General features: G+C 47.0%; 15 protein-coding genes. 6 read left to right on the forward strand and 9 right to left on the reverse strand.

The genetic code is table 11. The annotated features are described in order from the left end of the window. Positions 1-277 precede the first annotated feature (277 nt). Positions 278-841, forward strand: coding sequence for a VC2662 family protein (locus ATG66_RS06470; protein ID WP_179885615.1), 564 nt, complete (start codon positions 278-280; stop codon positions 839-841). Between the two features lie 97 nt (positions 842-938). Here the strand turns inward: ATG66_RS06470 and ATG66_RS06475 are convergent, their stop codons facing one another. Both ATG66_RS06475 and epmB read right to left on the reverse strand, forming a co-directional pair. Next, on the reverse strand, positions 939-1,436 hold the full coding sequence (locus ATG66_RS06475) for an MgtC/SapB family protein (protein WP_098414569.1): 498 nt from the start codon (positions 1,434-1,436) through the stop codon (positions 939-941). A gap of 95 nt (positions 1,437-1,531) precedes the next feature. Continuing rightward, positions 1,532-2,554, reverse strand: coding sequence for an EF-P beta-lysylation protein EpmB (gene epmB, locus ATG66_RS06480; RefSeq protein ID WP_098414570.1), 1,023 nt, complete (start codon positions 2,552-2,554; stop codon positions 1,532-1,534). A gap of 32 nt (positions 2,555-2,586) precedes the next feature. Between epmB and efp the strand changes: the two genes are divergently transcribed. Then, positions 2,587-3,153: an elongation factor P gene (efp, locus tag ATG66_RS06485; protein ID WP_098414571.1), complete on the forward strand. Its 567-nt coding sequence runs from the start codon at positions 2,587-2,589 to the stop codon at positions 3,151-3,153. A 245-nt stretch (positions 3,154-3,398) separates the two neighbouring features. Here efp and frdD read toward each other — a convergent pair whose 3' ends face one another. The 4 genes from frdD to frdA are packed head-to-tail and all read right to left on the reverse strand — an operon-like array spanning position 3,399 to position 6,734. Next, a complete protein-coding gene (frdD, locus tag ATG66_RS06490; protein ID WP_098414572.1) occupies positions 3,399-3,776 on the reverse strand; it encodes a fumarate reductase subunit FrdD in 378 nt (125 codons plus the stop codon). Between the two features lie 12 nt (positions 3,777-3,788). Beyond that, complete coding sequence (frdC, locus tag ATG66_RS06495) at positions 3,789-4,172, reverse strand: fumarate reductase subunit FrdC (RefSeq protein ID WP_098414573.1); 384 nt, start codon at positions 4,170-4,172, stop codon at positions 3,789-3,791. Between the two features lies 1 nt (position 4,173). Next, positions 4,174-4,932, reverse strand: a complete 759-nt coding sequence (locus ATG66_RS06500) for a succinate dehydrogenase/fumarate reductase iron-sulfur subunit (protein WP_098414574.1) — start codon at positions 4,930-4,932, stop codon at positions 4,174-4,176. Continuing rightward, on the reverse strand, positions 4,932-6,734 hold the full coding sequence (frdA, locus tag ATG66_RS06505; RefSeq protein WP_098414575.1) for a fumarate reductase (quinol) flavoprotein subunit: 1,803 nt from the start codon (positions 6,732-6,734) through the stop codon (positions 4,932-4,934). Before frdA ends, ATG66_RS06500 begins: the two co-directional genes overlap by 1 nt. A gap of 430 nt (positions 6,735-7,164) precedes the next feature. Here frdA and epmA point away from each other — a divergent pair, with 430 nt between their 5' ends. The 4 genes from epmA to ATG66_RS06525 all read left to right on the forward strand — a co-directional run bounded on the left by epmA (position 7,165) and on the right by ATG66_RS06525 (position 10,186). Continuing rightward, entirely contained in the window at positions 7,165-8,136 is a 972-nt protein-coding gene (gene epmA, locus ATG66_RS06510) for an elongation factor P--(R)-beta-lysine ligase (protein WP_098414576.1), read from the forward strand. A gap of 26 nt (positions 8,137-8,162) precedes the next feature. Further along, positions 8,163-8,312 (forward strand): hypothetical protein, encoded by a 150-nt coding sequence (locus ATG66_RS20815; protein ID WP_179885616.1) that lies wholly within the window; start codon positions 8,163-8,165, stop codon positions 8,310-8,312. A 125-nt stretch (positions 8,313-8,437) separates the two neighbouring features. Beyond that, positions 8,438-9,073 (forward strand): TetR/AcrR family transcriptional regulator, encoded by a 636-nt coding sequence (locus ATG66_RS06520; RefSeq protein ID WP_098414577.1) that lies wholly within the window; start codon positions 8,438-8,440, stop codon positions 9,071-9,073. Positions 9,074-9,211: 138 nt separating this feature from the next. After that, complete coding sequence (locus ATG66_RS06525; protein ID WP_098414578.1) at positions 9,212-10,186, forward strand: acetyltransferase; 975 nt, start codon at positions 9,212-9,214, stop codon at positions 10,184-10,186. Positions 10,187-10,227: 41 nt separating this feature from the next. On the opposite strand, the gene ATG66_RS06530 is transcribed toward ATG66_RS06525, so the two are convergent. From ATG66_RS06530 to gpsA, 3 genes are all read right to left on the reverse strand, one after another. Beyond that, on the reverse strand, positions 10,228-11,358 hold the full coding sequence (locus ATG66_RS06530) for a murein hydrolase activator EnvC family protein (protein ID WP_179885617.1): 1,131 nt from the start codon (positions 11,356-11,358) through the stop codon (positions 10,228-10,230). A gap of 57 nt (positions 11,359-11,415) precedes the next feature. Next, the gene (gene cysE, locus ATG66_RS06535; RefSeq protein WP_098414579.1) at positions 11,416-12,234 is read right to left on the reverse strand and encodes a serine O-acetyltransferase; all 819 of its coding nucleotides are present in this window, start codon (positions 12,232-12,234) and stop codon (positions 11,416-11,418) included. A gap of 68 nt (positions 12,235-12,302) precedes the next feature. Next, complete coding sequence (gene gpsA, locus ATG66_RS06540; protein WP_098414580.1) at positions 12,303-13,340, reverse strand: NAD(P)H-dependent glycerol-3-phosphate dehydrogenase; 1,038 nt, start codon at positions 13,338-13,340, stop codon at positions 12,303-12,305. Between the last annotated feature and the right edge of the window lie 66 nt (positions 13,341-13,406).

Genomic DNA, 13,406 nt, shown 5'->3' on the forward strand with positions numbered 1-13,406 from the left:
AAGATAACCGATTAAACCATATGAAAGTCGAGGCTGTTAGCCTCGACTTTTTTTATGCGTGAGAGATGTTGAATTTGGTTTGTTAAAGCGTTTTAGAGTGTGAGCGGTAAGTTTACGAAATGTCAGCGTAAATACAGGACAATAGTCGCAGAATTTTTTTCTTTTTTACTCAGACGGTTAAATCTGACCGACCGCTAACAATTTTAGAGTGTAGATAGCGCAAAATCTGAACATTACACTATGTTGTAAATTGTTGCTTACTATCATGGAGATGAAGATGAAAAAGCTTATTACGTCATTGGCTGTTGCAGCCGCTATTGCATCACCAGTTTCCTTTGCTGACAGCACACCTGTGATGTTTTCTACTATCGATAATACCAACGTACCCTCTAATTCAGAGGTCGGCGGCGTTCGTTTAGCGGTGCTACATGGTCAGGTAAATGAAGTCAAAGGTATCGATTTTTCACTGCTTGGTATGTCTGAAACGGATCGCACGACGGGTGTTAACTTCGGTCTGTTTTTTGGTGCAGCAAAAGTAAACCAAGAAATGAAAGGTGCGTCTTTAGGCTTAGTTAACTGGAACCAAGGTCAGACGACGGGTGTTAACTTGGGTGCTGTCAACATTACGAACAATGTAAAAGGCTTGAACTGGAGCGCGGTGAACTATTCTGAAGGCTACACCATGGCGGATGTTGGTTTAGCAAGCATCTCTAAAAAGTCTAATTTCCAGTTTGGTTTCTTCAATATGACAGACCAAATTGACGGCGTACAAATTGGTCTTTTAAACTGTGCCGACAATGGCTTCTTCAAGTGTTTCCCAATCATCAACTTCGCTAAATAATCTCAGCGAAATTCAGCAATATCCTTAGGTACACAAAGCCCCCGATTAAAATCGGGGGCTTTTTACTGGGCGGTAAGTCGATACTATTTACGTGTGACTATTTGATTAAGCGAGACGATGTTTTGCGTTGCTGAATTTTTTGATGGACACCGCGGCGTAATGCTTTGATACGGTTCTCTGCTTTATCTACGCCAAGCAGTACGGTTAAAACAAGCAGTGTGATGATGAAAGATTGGATTAAGTAACCTAGGCCAATCATCAGACCTAATCCTGCTAGGACCCAAATGACTGCCGCCGATGTCACGCCGTGGATTTTGCCATCGAGTGTCATCATTACGCCAGCGCCCAAGAAACCGACGCCGGTAATAATCTGACCAAGCACACGTGCTTGATCGAGCGTATTTGGCGATAACGATACTGCCATTGACATAAACAGGTAAGTACCTGAAATAATAAGAATGGCCGTACGGATCCCCACAGCTTTACCACGAGTTTGGCGTTCGATACCGATCATTAGCCCATTAATGGCACAGCATAGTAGGGCAGGCCAGCTGAATGGGCCAAGATCGAAAATTTGTTCGAATGTAGTATGCATCTTGACCTCCAAAAGTGCAGAGTATGCATAGACTTACCGTGCAAAGCGAACAAAAAAGATCGGTCGTAACGACAAATTTAATGAAGCGTCAGGACCTATTCTAAATGCAAATCCAACGGCGTTTTACTTGGCCTGCCACCAATTTCTCGTGTCAGTTTTGGTACCAGATAACCCGATACACGTGTGATGAGTCCGCGCATAATGGCTTTTGCTTCTTGGTCCGAAATAAAGTAGTGCGCCGCGCCTTGCACCTTATCAAGAACGTGGAGGTAATAAGGCAAGATACCCGCGTCAAATAAGGCTTCACTTAACGCCACTTGAGCTTCTACCGAATCATTCACACCTTTCAGTAGAACGCCTTGGTTTAGAAGCGTAACGCCCGCTCTTTTGAGCTTGAACATCTGTTCAGCAAATTCGTCATTGATTTCGTTGGCATGGTTGATGTGAGTCACAAGGATGATTTGTAACTTTGATGCTTGCAGCAGTTGGCATAGTTCATCAGTGACGCGAGCGGGAATCACCACAGGTAAACGGCTATGAATACGCAGACGTTTGATGTGAGGTATTTGAGCGATGTGCTCTAACAGCCAATGAATCTCATCGTCTTTTGCCATTAATGGATCACCACCTGAGAAGATGACTTCGTTCAACTCTGGTTGCTGCGCCATGTACTCTAAGCACTTTGTCCATGCCTGCTTGCCGCTTTTATTTTCTTGATATGGGAAGTGACGCCGAAAACAATAACGACAATTGACGGCACAGCCACCTTTGACAATCATGAGCGCACGGTTACGATACTTGTGCAGCAAACCGGGAACGTTGTTGTCCTGCTCATCGAGCGGATCGTTGGAATAGCCTGAATGAACCTCGAATTCGTCACTTAACGGTAAGACCTGACGTAAAAGAGGGTCTTTAGGATTGCCTTTTTCCATCCTATCGACAAAACTTTGCGGTACGCGCTGTGCAAACAGCTTGCGCGCGGCAAACCCGTCTTGCCACGGTGAAGGATCAATTTCCAATATTTCGAGCAATGTTGCGGGATCAGAGATCCCATTCGCCAATTGTTTGAGCCAGTTTTGCTCAACAGAATCGACTTTTCGGGTTATTATGTGCGGCATTGAATTTAGCTCTAAGAATGTAAGAGGAAAAAATGGCTACAGTTAGCACCAATGAATTTAAAGGCGGTCTTAAGTTAATGTTTGATAATGAGCCTTGTGTCATTCTGGAAAACGAATACGTTAAACCAGGTAAAGGCCAAGCGTTCAACCGTGTTAAAATTCGTAAACTTCTTTCTGGTAAAGTGCTAGAGAAAACATTTAAATCTGGTGACACTTGTGAAGTGGCAGACGTAATGGATATCGATCTAGATTATCTATATTCAGACGGCGAATTCTACCACTTTATGAACAACGAAACCTTTGAACAGATCGCAGCTGATGCGAAAGCGGTAGGTGAAAACGCCAAGTGGCTGGTAGAAAACAACACTTGTATGATAACACTTTGGAACGGTAACCCAATTACGGTGACACCGCCAAATTTTGTCGAGTTAGAAGTGGTTGAGACTGACCCTGGCCTAAAAGGTGACACACAAGGTACGGGTGGTAAACCAGCGACACTATCAACTGGCGCAGTTGTTCGTGTTCCTCTGTTCATCTCAATCGGTGAAGTGATTCGAGTTGATACTCGTACTGCCGAATACGTAGGTCGTGTTAAGTAATTCACCTCAAATTTATTAAAAGAAAAGGTCGCGTTAGCGACCTTTTTTATTGCCTGAGGATAGGGTGACTCAGTGAGATAATCTGTTTCACATTGGTGATGTAGACGGCATAAGCAGAATGATAAATAGCTTAGAGAGTAAATAGATCATAGGTGACTAAAAGCTTAAAAAGCCCAAAAGTTCTTCGCTGACCTAAAGCAATAAAAAAGCTGGCATATAGCCAGCTTTTCTTTTTCGTCAGTATCTTAAATCATGAAAATAAAAATAATCGCCAGTGCAGTAATCAGGCCTGAAAACGCGTAGCATGCGATTTTACCCACCACGCCAGTGTGGAATTTAAGGTCATGCATGCCGTGGTGAAAACGGTGCATGGCGTGCCACATTGGCAGGGCTAACGTACCGATGATGAACAATGCGCCGATGATGCTGGTTGCGAATTCAGAGACACGCTCATAGCTTAGAGCTTCGGCATCAATCACCCCTAATGGTGCTAAGATGCCCAACACCAGTACCGTGATTGGGGTGATCATCGCAAACCACGTACCGCCAGCGCCGAACAGTCCCCACCAGATGGGTTCATCAGAACGCTTTGGTGTTTTATTTACACTATAATTTGGTTTCATTGCGAACGCTCCTTACACCACGATGAGAACAATCAGTGAGATGAACGCCACCGCGGCCCACTGAGTTAATACGATGATCTTCTTATCCACCAGTTTGCCTTTTAAACGAATAGGCATTACTTGAGGCATCATGCTGAAGAAGGTTTGTGCGTGAAATAGACTCCCTAATAATGCAACGATGTTGATCGCCACAACGATAGGGTTGGCCATAAACGCTAACCAACCTTGCCAGGCTTCAGGACCTTTGACTAAGCAGCCTAAGCCAAAGGTTAGGAACAACGTGAATAAGATCAGCGGAAGCACCGTGGCTTCACGTAGCATATAGAAGCGGTAGAAAGGATGGTTCTTCCACCAAGTGCGTTTTACTTCACGAACGTAAGGTTTACGGTTGCTCATCCTATGCCTCCACTTTCTTTGGCGAACCATCAGGTTTCAACATCGCAATAACGAAGTCCATGGAAGACTCCACTTTGCCTTGGTTTACTGCGGCTGCTGGATCTACGCTCTTCGGACAAACTTCAGAGCAGTAACCAACAAAAGTACAACCCCAAGCGCCATTTTCACCGTTAATCAGCGTCATACGTTCGTCTTTACCGTTATCACGGCTGTCTAGGTTGTAACGGTGCGCCAGTGTGAGTGCCGCAGGGCCAATGAACTCAGGGTTCAAACCAAACTGAGGACAGGCTGCGTAGCACAGACCACAGTTGATGCAGGCGGCAAATTGTTTGTACTTCGCCATTTGTTCTGGCGTTTGTAAGTTGGTGCCGTCTTCCGGTTTGCGGTCGTTACCAATGATGTAGGGTTTGATGGCTTCAAGGCGCTCAATGAATGGCGTCATATCCACGATCAAGTCTTTCTCGATTGGGAAGTTTGCTAATGGCTCGATAGTCACGCCATTGGGGTAATCACGGAGGAAGCTCTTACACGCAAGTTTAGGGACGTTGTTTACCATGATGCCGCAAGAACCACAGATCGCCATACGACAAGACCAGCGGTAAGACAGATCTTTATCGAGGTGATCTTTGATGTAGCCTAGCGCATCGAGTACTGACATGGTTTCATCAAATGGTACTTCGAACGTTTGCGTATATGGTTCTGCGTCTTTTTCTGGGTCGTAACGCAGAATGTCTACTTTTTGAATGCGATTTGCTGACATTATACTTGCTCCTCTGCGTTCTTCTCTTCCGCCGCTGCAGCCTTATCTGCCGCCTCACCGTATAGACGAGCTTTTGGTTGTGACTTAGTGATGGTCACGTTGCTGTAGTCGATGCTTGGTGAAGAATCAGGTTGGTAGAAAGCAAGCGAGTGTTTTAGGTAGTTGATGTCGTCACGTTCGGTAAAGCCTTCGTCTAGGCGTTGGTGCGCACCACGAGATTCCTTACGCAGAATCGCAGAGTGAACCATTGCTTCTGCGACTTCTAGGCCGTAGCCGACTTCGATCGCGTAAAGAAGGTCGGTGTTGAACACTTTACCTTTGTCTTTAATACTGATGCGCTTGTAACGCTCTTTTAGCTCGGTGATCTTGTCGATGGTTTCTTGCATCAAATCTTCTTGTCGATAGATACCACAACCCGCTTCCATGGTATGACCCATTTCGGTACGGATATTTGCCCAGTTCTCGTCACCTTCTTGGTTCATCAGTGTGGCGATGCGTTCTTCAACGGCTTTAACTTGAGCATCAATTGCCGACTCGTTCCAACCTTTGAATTCTGCCGCGCGTTTCACCGCGTTTTCACCGGCGACACGGCCAAAGACCACGAACTCAGCTAAAGAGTTAGAGCCGAGACGGTTAGCACCGTGCAGGCCAACCGAGGCACATTCACCGACGGCGAACAGACCTTTAATGCGAGTTTCACAGCCGCCGTTGGTTTCAATACCACCCATGGTGTAATGAACGGTTGGACGGATTGGGATTGGCTCTTTCGCAGGGTCAACGTTCACGTAAGCTTTCGCGAGTTCACAGATGAACGGTAAGCGCTCTTGCAGATACTCTTCGCCTAGGTGGCGAAGGTCTAGATGTACCACATCACCGAGCGGGTGCTTGATGGTGTTGCCTTTTTGTTGCTCGTGCCAGAAAGCTTGAGAAACTTTGTCACGAGGACCCAGTTCCATGTATTTGTTTTTCGGTTGACCGACTGGTGTCTCAGGGCCCATACCGTAATCTTGTAAGTAGCGGTAACCGTCTTTGTTGACAATAATACCGCCTTCACCACGACAACCTTCGGTCATTAGAATGCCTGTACCTGGAAGACCCGTTGGGTGGTACTGAACGAATTCCATATCACGCAGAGGAACACCATGACGGTAAGCCATTGCCATCCCATCACCCGTGACGATACCGCCGTTGGTGTTACAGTGGTAAACACGACCCGCGCCACCTGTTGCAAGTACAACTGATTTCGCTTTAATGGTCACAAGTTCGCCTTCAGACATGTGAATCGCAATCAGGCCTTGTACTTCGCCTTCATCAACAATCAGATCCAACACAAAATACTCATCAAAGCGGTTGATGTTGCTGTACTTCATGGATGTCTGGAATAAGGTGTGAAGCATGTGGAAGCCAGTTTTATCCGCAGCGAACCAAGTTCGTTCAACCTTCATACCACCAAAGCGGCGTACGTTGACTTCACCGTTCTCTTTACGACTCCATGGGCAACCCCATTGCTCCATTTGGACCATTTCGCGAGTCGCGTTCTCTACAAAGTATTCAACTACGTCCTGTTCACATAGCCAATCGCCACCGCCAACGGTATCGTTGAAGTGGTTGTCTAAGCTATCTTCATCCTTGATAACTGCTGCTGAGCCCCCTTCTGCTGCGACCGTATGGGAACGCATAGGATAGACTTTAGAAATCAACGCGACTTCTAAGTCAGGGTTTGCTTCAGCCGCTGCAATAGCAGTACGAAGACCAGCGCCGCCTGCGCCGATGACTGCGATATCTGTGGTGATAATTTGCACAGTTATCCTCCAGTGTGTGATTGCGGAAAACCGCTTGTTATTGTCATTACGAGGTGCTCAATAAAGCGAACTCCCCAAAAGTATTAGGGCCAGTGTAGAGGAGCGACATAGCAAAAAAATTGATGTATTTGGGTTTTTGCTCCGGTAATGCACTTAAGAGCATAGAATTTATAGGTTATGTGATTGCTATCACGGCACGAGGTTCTTGACGGTTAAGCGTTTATTGCAACGAATGTTAAGCGTGTGTTGCTGATATTAATTGCATTGATATCCCCATTGTGATTGAGAGATTTTTGTACTGCAGCACGAGTAATGCTTGTTTCAAAAGTAAGCGAAGCGAGTCAACAGAGAGGAGGTTCTTTGCTCCTCAGTAGGAAAAAGCATGTAGAATAAGGTTTTCTTTACTAAATTAGAGTTTGAGAGACTTGTTATGCAACCTAACTGGCGACCAACGGCTTCCATTGAACAACTGCGTCAACGTGCGAGGTTAATCGAGGCTATTCGCCAATTCTTTGCCGAACGACAGGTGATGGAAGTTGACACACCTGCGATGAGTCACGCGACCGTCACCGATATTCATCTGCATACTTTTCAAACCGAGTTTGTTGGCCCAGGTTATGCCGATGGCAGTAAACTGTTTTTCATGACCAGCCCAGAGTTCCATATGAAGCGCTTATTGGCAGCGGGCTGTGGCTGCATTTATCAGATCAACAAAGCGTTTCGTAATGAAGAAAACGGTCGCTATCATAATCCAGAATTCACCATGCTGGAGTGGTACCGTGTTGATTTTGATCACCATAAGCTCATGGATGAAATGGATGATCTGCTGCAACTGGTGTTGAAATGCGCCGCCGCCGAGCGACTGACTTACCAACAAGCGTTTATGGATGTATTGGGAGTGTGCCCACTTGACGGCACCATGACAGAGCTCAAAACGGCAGCGGGGAAACTTGGATTGAGTGACATCGCAGAGCAAGAAGAAGACCGCGATACCTTACTGCAATTGCTGTTTAGCGTAGGAGTGGAAAAAAAAATTGGTCAGGATGCGCCGGCTTTTGTGTACGACTTTCCAGCATCGCAGGCCGCGCTGGCGAAAATCAATCTTCACGATCACCGTGTAGCGGATCGCTTTGAGGTGTACTTTAAAGGCATTGAGCTGGCGAACGGTTTTCATGAACTGGACAACCCGAACGAACAATTGGCGCGCTTTGAACAAGACAACGCGAAGCGAGTGGGGATGGGGTTAAAACCGCAGCCGATCGATTATCACCTGATTGCTGCATTAAAGGCAGGGTTGCCAAATTGTGCCGGAGTGGCGCTAGGGATCGATCGCCTGATCATGCTCGCTCTTGGCTGTGACCATATTGATCAAGTGACCGCTTTTCCATTTCCAATCGCATAAGAACACACGGTGAACTTGGCGGCGGCATGTTTGTATTCTTCGCTCTGCTTAGTCATCGCAGTTTAGCGCTTTTAGGTTGTTTTTTGAGTATGGCGTGGGCGATCGGCATTTTGCGGGTGAGTGTCGCCATTCAATGGTGGCAAGGGCATACCTCGGAAAGCAAGCCTGTGAGTTAGACCTTGTCGCTCACTTAATAGGTAGGCTAACTGGTCTGTTATGTTACCGTATTTGGAGCCTCTATCGACCTAGGTTGGTGAAGTCGCTATACTCGATTCGTTAATGAAGAGGGAATACGATAACAATGAAAACGCGCGATAAAATCGTCTACGCGGCACTGGAGTTGTTTAACCAACATGGTGAACGTAACATCACCACCAACCACATTGCCGAGCACATCGAAATCAGCCCGGGTAATCTCTATTACCACTTCCGTAATAAGCAAGAAATCGTGCGTGAGATCTTTGCGCTGTATTCAGCAGAACTGTTAGAAAGATTTGCCCCTATCCAAGGCTCGCAAGAAAGCCTGACGATGCTGAAGAGCTACCTAGACTCCATCTTCACATTGATGTGGAAATACCGTTTTTTCTACGCCAATCTGCCAGAAATTTTGTCACGTGATGAGCAACTGCATGAGCAGTACATTGATGTGCAAGAAAAGCTACAAGCGAACCTTATTGCGATCATGCAGGAATTTGTGTCGCTGAAACTGCTTGATGTTGATCAACAACAATTAAAGTCACTGGTGTGCACGCTGCATTTGATTGCTTGTAGCTGGTTGGCGTATCAATCAGCGATGGCATCGAAAACTCGTATTACCGAGCAGATGGTCAAGCAAGGGATGTTGCAGATGCTTAACGTCGTGAAGCCTGTCGCGACTGAGCAAGGTTTAGAGCAGCTGCTATTGTTAGAAGATGCGGTCAGCAATCTGCATAGTTAAACTTCAAATTGTCGCGATATTTCGAGAGTTGTGTTCATCTTCGGCCATAACTTAAGTTGACTTATCGCACTTGCCAGCATGTATCCCGTCCCCAGTTTTTTGTTGGGGTTCGATTCAGGATAAAGGAACTATCGCTTCATGAATTACGACATTTTTAATGGTGATGCCGATGGCATCATCGCTTTGCTGCAATTGCGTTTGATCGAGCCTATCGACGCCCAGTTAATCACAGGTGTCAAACGTGATAGTAAGCTGGTGGAAAAAGTGGCTGCGCAAGCGGGAGATGAGCTGACAGTGTTAGATATCTCGATGGAAAAGAACATGGCAGGTTTAGAGCAAGCATTGGCTCAAGGCGCGCACGTGTTTTACGTCGATCATCATAAAGCGGGCAATATTCCTCAGTATGGCAACTTGGATGCGCACATCGATCTCGATGCCAATATGTGTACGGCGTTGATTGTCGATCAATGGCTAAATGGACGTTTTCACGCGTGGGCGATTACGGCGGCTTATGGTGATAACCTGATAGCTAAGGCCGATGAGTTGGCAGATCAAGCGGGTTTGTCATCGGAGCAGAAAGCGCAACTTAAAGAGCTAGGCACGCTGATCAACTACAACGGCTACGGCTCGAAAGTCGAGGATTTACATTTTCACCCTGCGGATTTGTATCAAGCTTTACTCCAATACCCGTCGCCATTTGATGTAATTGCTGATACAGGGTCGCCTTACTATCAACTGCGAGCGGCTTATCAACAAGATATGGATGCAGTGCAAGCAGTACGAGCGACGTATGAAAGCGATAAGTTGAAGCTGTTTGAACTGCCGAATTGTGCAGCCTCACGCCGAATCAGCGGAGTGTATGGTAACTGGTTGGCCAACCAGACCCCAGAGATCGCCCACGCCGTATTAACGCAAAATGCCGATAGCACGTACACGGTATCTCTGCGCGCGCCGTTACACAACAAACAAGGTGCTATGGCGGTGTGTGGTCAGTTCCCGACGGGAGGCGGTCGAGAGGCGGCGGCCGGTATCAACGCATTAAACAAAGGCGATGTGAACGCGTTTATTGATGCAGTAGAAACGCACTACTCGTCACGCAGCCACGACAATTGAACATAAAAAAGGAGCCGAGCGGCTCCTGTTTTATTTAGTATTTATAGACGCTTCAACCAGGACTTAGGGTTCTGCGCTTTACTATTACGACGAATTTCGAAGTAGAGTGATGCGCGGTCTTGACCACCAGTGTCACCTGCTAAGGCGATCACTTCACCTTCGGTGACTCTGTCGCCTTCTTTTTTGGTCAAAGCTTGATTGTAGCCGTAAAGTGTCATATCACCTTGGCCGTGATCGAGCAGTACCACCAAACCGTAACCTCGCAGATACTCCGCAAACACCACTGTGCCCGGATAGACGGCTTTGACTTGTTGACCATAATTAGCAGAAAGCACCATGCCTTTCCAGTTCACTTGTCCGGTTTGGCGAGTGCCGAAATTATGCAGGACTCTACCGTTCACTGGCCATGGCAGCTTGCCACGTTGTTTACCCAAGCCATCCATGGGGACGGCATTGCGTTTCGCCGCTTTGGCTATTTCTGCTTTTAAGCGGGTTTCGTTGCGTTGCAGTTCTGCTAGGTAACGCTGGTCGTTTGTGATGCGGCTTTGAATTTTATTCAGTGTTTGTTTACGTTTCGATTGGGTGCTTGCCAACGCCGTACGTTTGCGTGACTGCTGCTTGAGTAAGCTTTCTATCTGCTCTTTTTCTAGCTCAAGCTGGTTTTTGTTGTGCGCCAGATCTTGAGTGGTTGTAGTGATCGCATCAATCACTTTTGCGCGTGCTTTGGCTAAGTGTTGGAAGTATTGGCTAATACGGTCTTCCTCCACACCTTGATTCAATAGGTGTCCATTGGCTTTGGCACGATCTGTGACATAGTATGTTTGCAGCAGTTGCTTGAGCTCTTCTTCCTGTGCTTGGCGTTGAGTCTCTTGTCGCGCAATTTTTTCTTCGAGTCGGCTGATGTTTTGATCGGCTTGGGCGAGCTCCGCTTTGGTCTGCCTTATTTCTCGTTCCAGCTTAGCAATACCGAGCTCTTGGTCTTTCAAGGACTTTTGCAGATCGTTAAGTTGTTTTTCTTGAGAAGTGAGCGCTTGGCGTTGGCGGCTTATCTCACTGGATACGCCTTTGAGCTCTTGCTGACTAGCGGCAGAAGAGAGCAGGGGATAAGTGGCAGATAAAGCACAAGTTAATAAAATAGCCGAGCGTAGCACTGGATGATTTTTTGTTCGCACTTGAGAGACCTACCACATTATTGTCAAAGCATAAGGTCAATCGACCCTAGGTGATGATTAAATACCATCTCCATGGATAAAGCTTTGTGTGCCATTAAAGCCTTGGTCCATATCGAGAGAAGGTTTGTCCGTTTTTGGACGACCGACGATTTTTGCAGGTACGCCTGCCACAGTAGTGTGCGGTGGCACGGCTTGCAATACCACAGAGCAAGAGCCTATTTTCGCTCCTTCGCCTACGGTGATATTACCCAAGATCTTGGCTCCCGCACCGATCATCACGCCTTCACGGATTTTCGGGTGACGATCGCCAGATTCTTTACCCGTACCACCTAAAGTCACATCTTGTAGAATCGATACGTCATTGTATACAACGGCAGTCTCACCGATAACGATGCCCGTTGCGTGGTCTAACATGATGCCACTACCGATACGAGCAGCAGGATGAATATCGACCTGACATGCGACCGAAATTTGGTTTTGCAGATAGGTCGCCAGCGCATGGCGGCCTTGCTTCCACAACGAGTTTGCGACGCGATAGCCTTGAAGCGCATGATAGCCTTTTAAGTACAACAATGGCATTGAGTACATAGACACCGCTGGGTCACGATTAACGGTTGCACAAATGTCACACGCCGCAAAATCGGTAATGGTCGGGTCGGCAGCAAATGCTTCTTCTACCACTTCTCGCACTGCCATCGCGGGCATTGATGCCGTATTTAACTTGTTGGCCAAAATGTAACTCAGCGCCGCACATAAACTGTCATGCTTGATGATGGTGGCATGATAAAAGCTGGCCAACATGGGCTCTTGCTCTGACATTTCACGGGCTTCTGAGACAATTTTGTTCCAGACTTTTTGTTTTTCGCAGTGTTTCATTCTCAATGTCCTGAGTGGTTCTTCCGTGACCCGACAACTTCTCTTCTTTCAGGTGAGGTGCGAAGGGGTTACTTCCCTTCGGCTTTTTTGTCACGAGCCAGTAAATCTTGCGCTGCCAAGCGTGCGTCCTTCCCTTGATACAATACTTGATATATTTGATCAACAATTGGCATCTCAACCCCCATGCGTTGAGACAGCATCCACACTTCTTTGGTGTTGCGATAACCTTCAACCACTTGACCAATTTCTTCTTGAGCGATGTCGACATCTTTACCTTGGCCTAGCGCTAAACCAAAGCGGCGGTTACGAGATTGGTTGTCGGTACACGTCAAAACAAGGTCGCCCAAACCAGCCATGCCCATAAAGGTTTCTGGTTTTGCACCGAGTGCGGCACCGAGACGGCTCATTTCTGCCAAGCCACGGGTGATTAACGCGGTACGCGCGTTGGCGCCAAAACCGATGCCGTCAGACATTCCGGCACCAATGGCAATCACGTTTTTCACTGCGCCACCAAGCTGCATGCCGATGAAATCACTATTGGCGTAAACACGGAAGGTTTTGCTGCAGTGAATCTTCTCTTGTAGGTCGACAACAAATTTAGCATCAGGAGACGCAACCGAAATTGCGGTTGGCATACCCATCGCTAATTCTTTCGCGAAAGTCGGGCCGGACAATACTGCCAGAGAGTAGTTTTCGCCGATGATATCGAATGCCACGTCTTTTAAAAGGCGACCTGTTTCTGGTTCAAGTCCTTTGGTTGCCCAACAGATACGAGAGTCTTCACGTAAGAAAGGCTTACAGCTGTTAAGTACGATGCCAAAAACATGGCTTGGGACCACCACTAACAAATCCCGACTGGCTTGAACGGCTTTTTCTAAGTCCGATTCAATAATCAAGCTTTTAGGGAAATCAACGTCGGGTAAAAACGCGTGGTTTGCTCGATCGGCTTCAAGACGAGCCATGTGCTCTGGCTCGTGGCCCCAAAGAACAACGTTTGCGCCGTTACGAGCGAGAGAGATCGCTAATGATGTGCCGTACGAGCCAGCTCCAATCACCGTCATAGCGATGTCTTTACCGTAAGCATTGTGAGTGTTTGCTTGTGTCATGCTACCGCCTAATAGTCTTTCTACTAGTATAATCTAGTTCTTCATCGTCAAATTTTACGCGCTATG

It is taken from the genome of Vibrio sp. ES.051 (assembly GCF_002563795.1).
Classification (GTDB): Bacteria; Pseudomonadota; Gammaproteobacteria; order Enterobacterales; family Vibrionaceae; genus Vibrio.

Bases quoted from the DNA above. Each gene is read 5' to 3' on its own strand.
- frdD (WP_098414572.1), bottom strand. From the start codon at position 3,776: ATGAAACCAAATTATAGTGTAAATAAAACACCAAAGCGTTCTGATGAA.
- epmA (WP_098414576.1), top strand. From the start codon at position 7,165: ATGCAACCTAACTGGCGACCAACGGCTTCCATTGAACAACTGCGTCAA.
- ATG66_RS06475 (WP_098414569.1), bottom strand. From the start codon at position 1,436: ATGCATACTACATTCGAACAAATTTTCGATCTTGGCCCATTCAGCTGG.
- cysE (WP_098414579.1), bottom strand. From the start codon at position 12,234: ATGAAACACTGCGAAAAACAAAAAGTCTGGAACAAAATTGTCTCAGAA.
- gpsA (WP_098414580.1), bottom strand. From the start codon at position 13,340: ATGACACAAGCAAACACTCACAATGCTTACGGTAAAGACATCGCTATG.
- ATG66_RS06525 (WP_098414578.1), top strand. From the start codon at position 9,212: ATGAATTACGACATTTTTAATGGTGATGCCGATGGCATCATCGCTTTG.
- efp (WP_098414571.1), top strand. From the start codon at position 2,587: ATGGCTACAGTTAGCACCAATGAATTTAAAGGCGGTCTTAAGTTAATG.
- ATG66_RS06470 (WP_179885615.1), top strand. From the start codon at position 278: ATGAAAAAGCTTATTACGTCATTGGCTGTTGCAGCCGCTATTGCATCA.
- ATG66_RS06500 (WP_098414574.1), bottom strand. From the start codon at position 4,932: ATGTCAGCAAATCGCATTCAAAAAGTAGACATTCTGCGTTACGACCCA.
- frdC (WP_098414573.1), bottom strand. From the start codon at position 4,172: ATGAGCAACCGTAAACCTTACGTTCGTGAAGTAAAACGCACTTGGTGG.
- ATG66_RS20815 (WP_179885616.1), top strand. From the start codon at position 8,163: ATGTTTGTATTCTTCGCTCTGCTTAGTCATCGCAGTTTAGCGCTTTTA.
- epmB (WP_098414570.1), bottom strand. From the start codon at position 2,554: ATGCCGCACATAATAACCCGAAAAGTCGATTCTGTTGAGCAAAACTGG.
- ATG66_RS06520 (WP_098414577.1), top strand. From the start codon at position 8,438: ATGAAAACGCGCGATAAAATCGTCTACGCGGCACTGGAGTTGTTTAAC.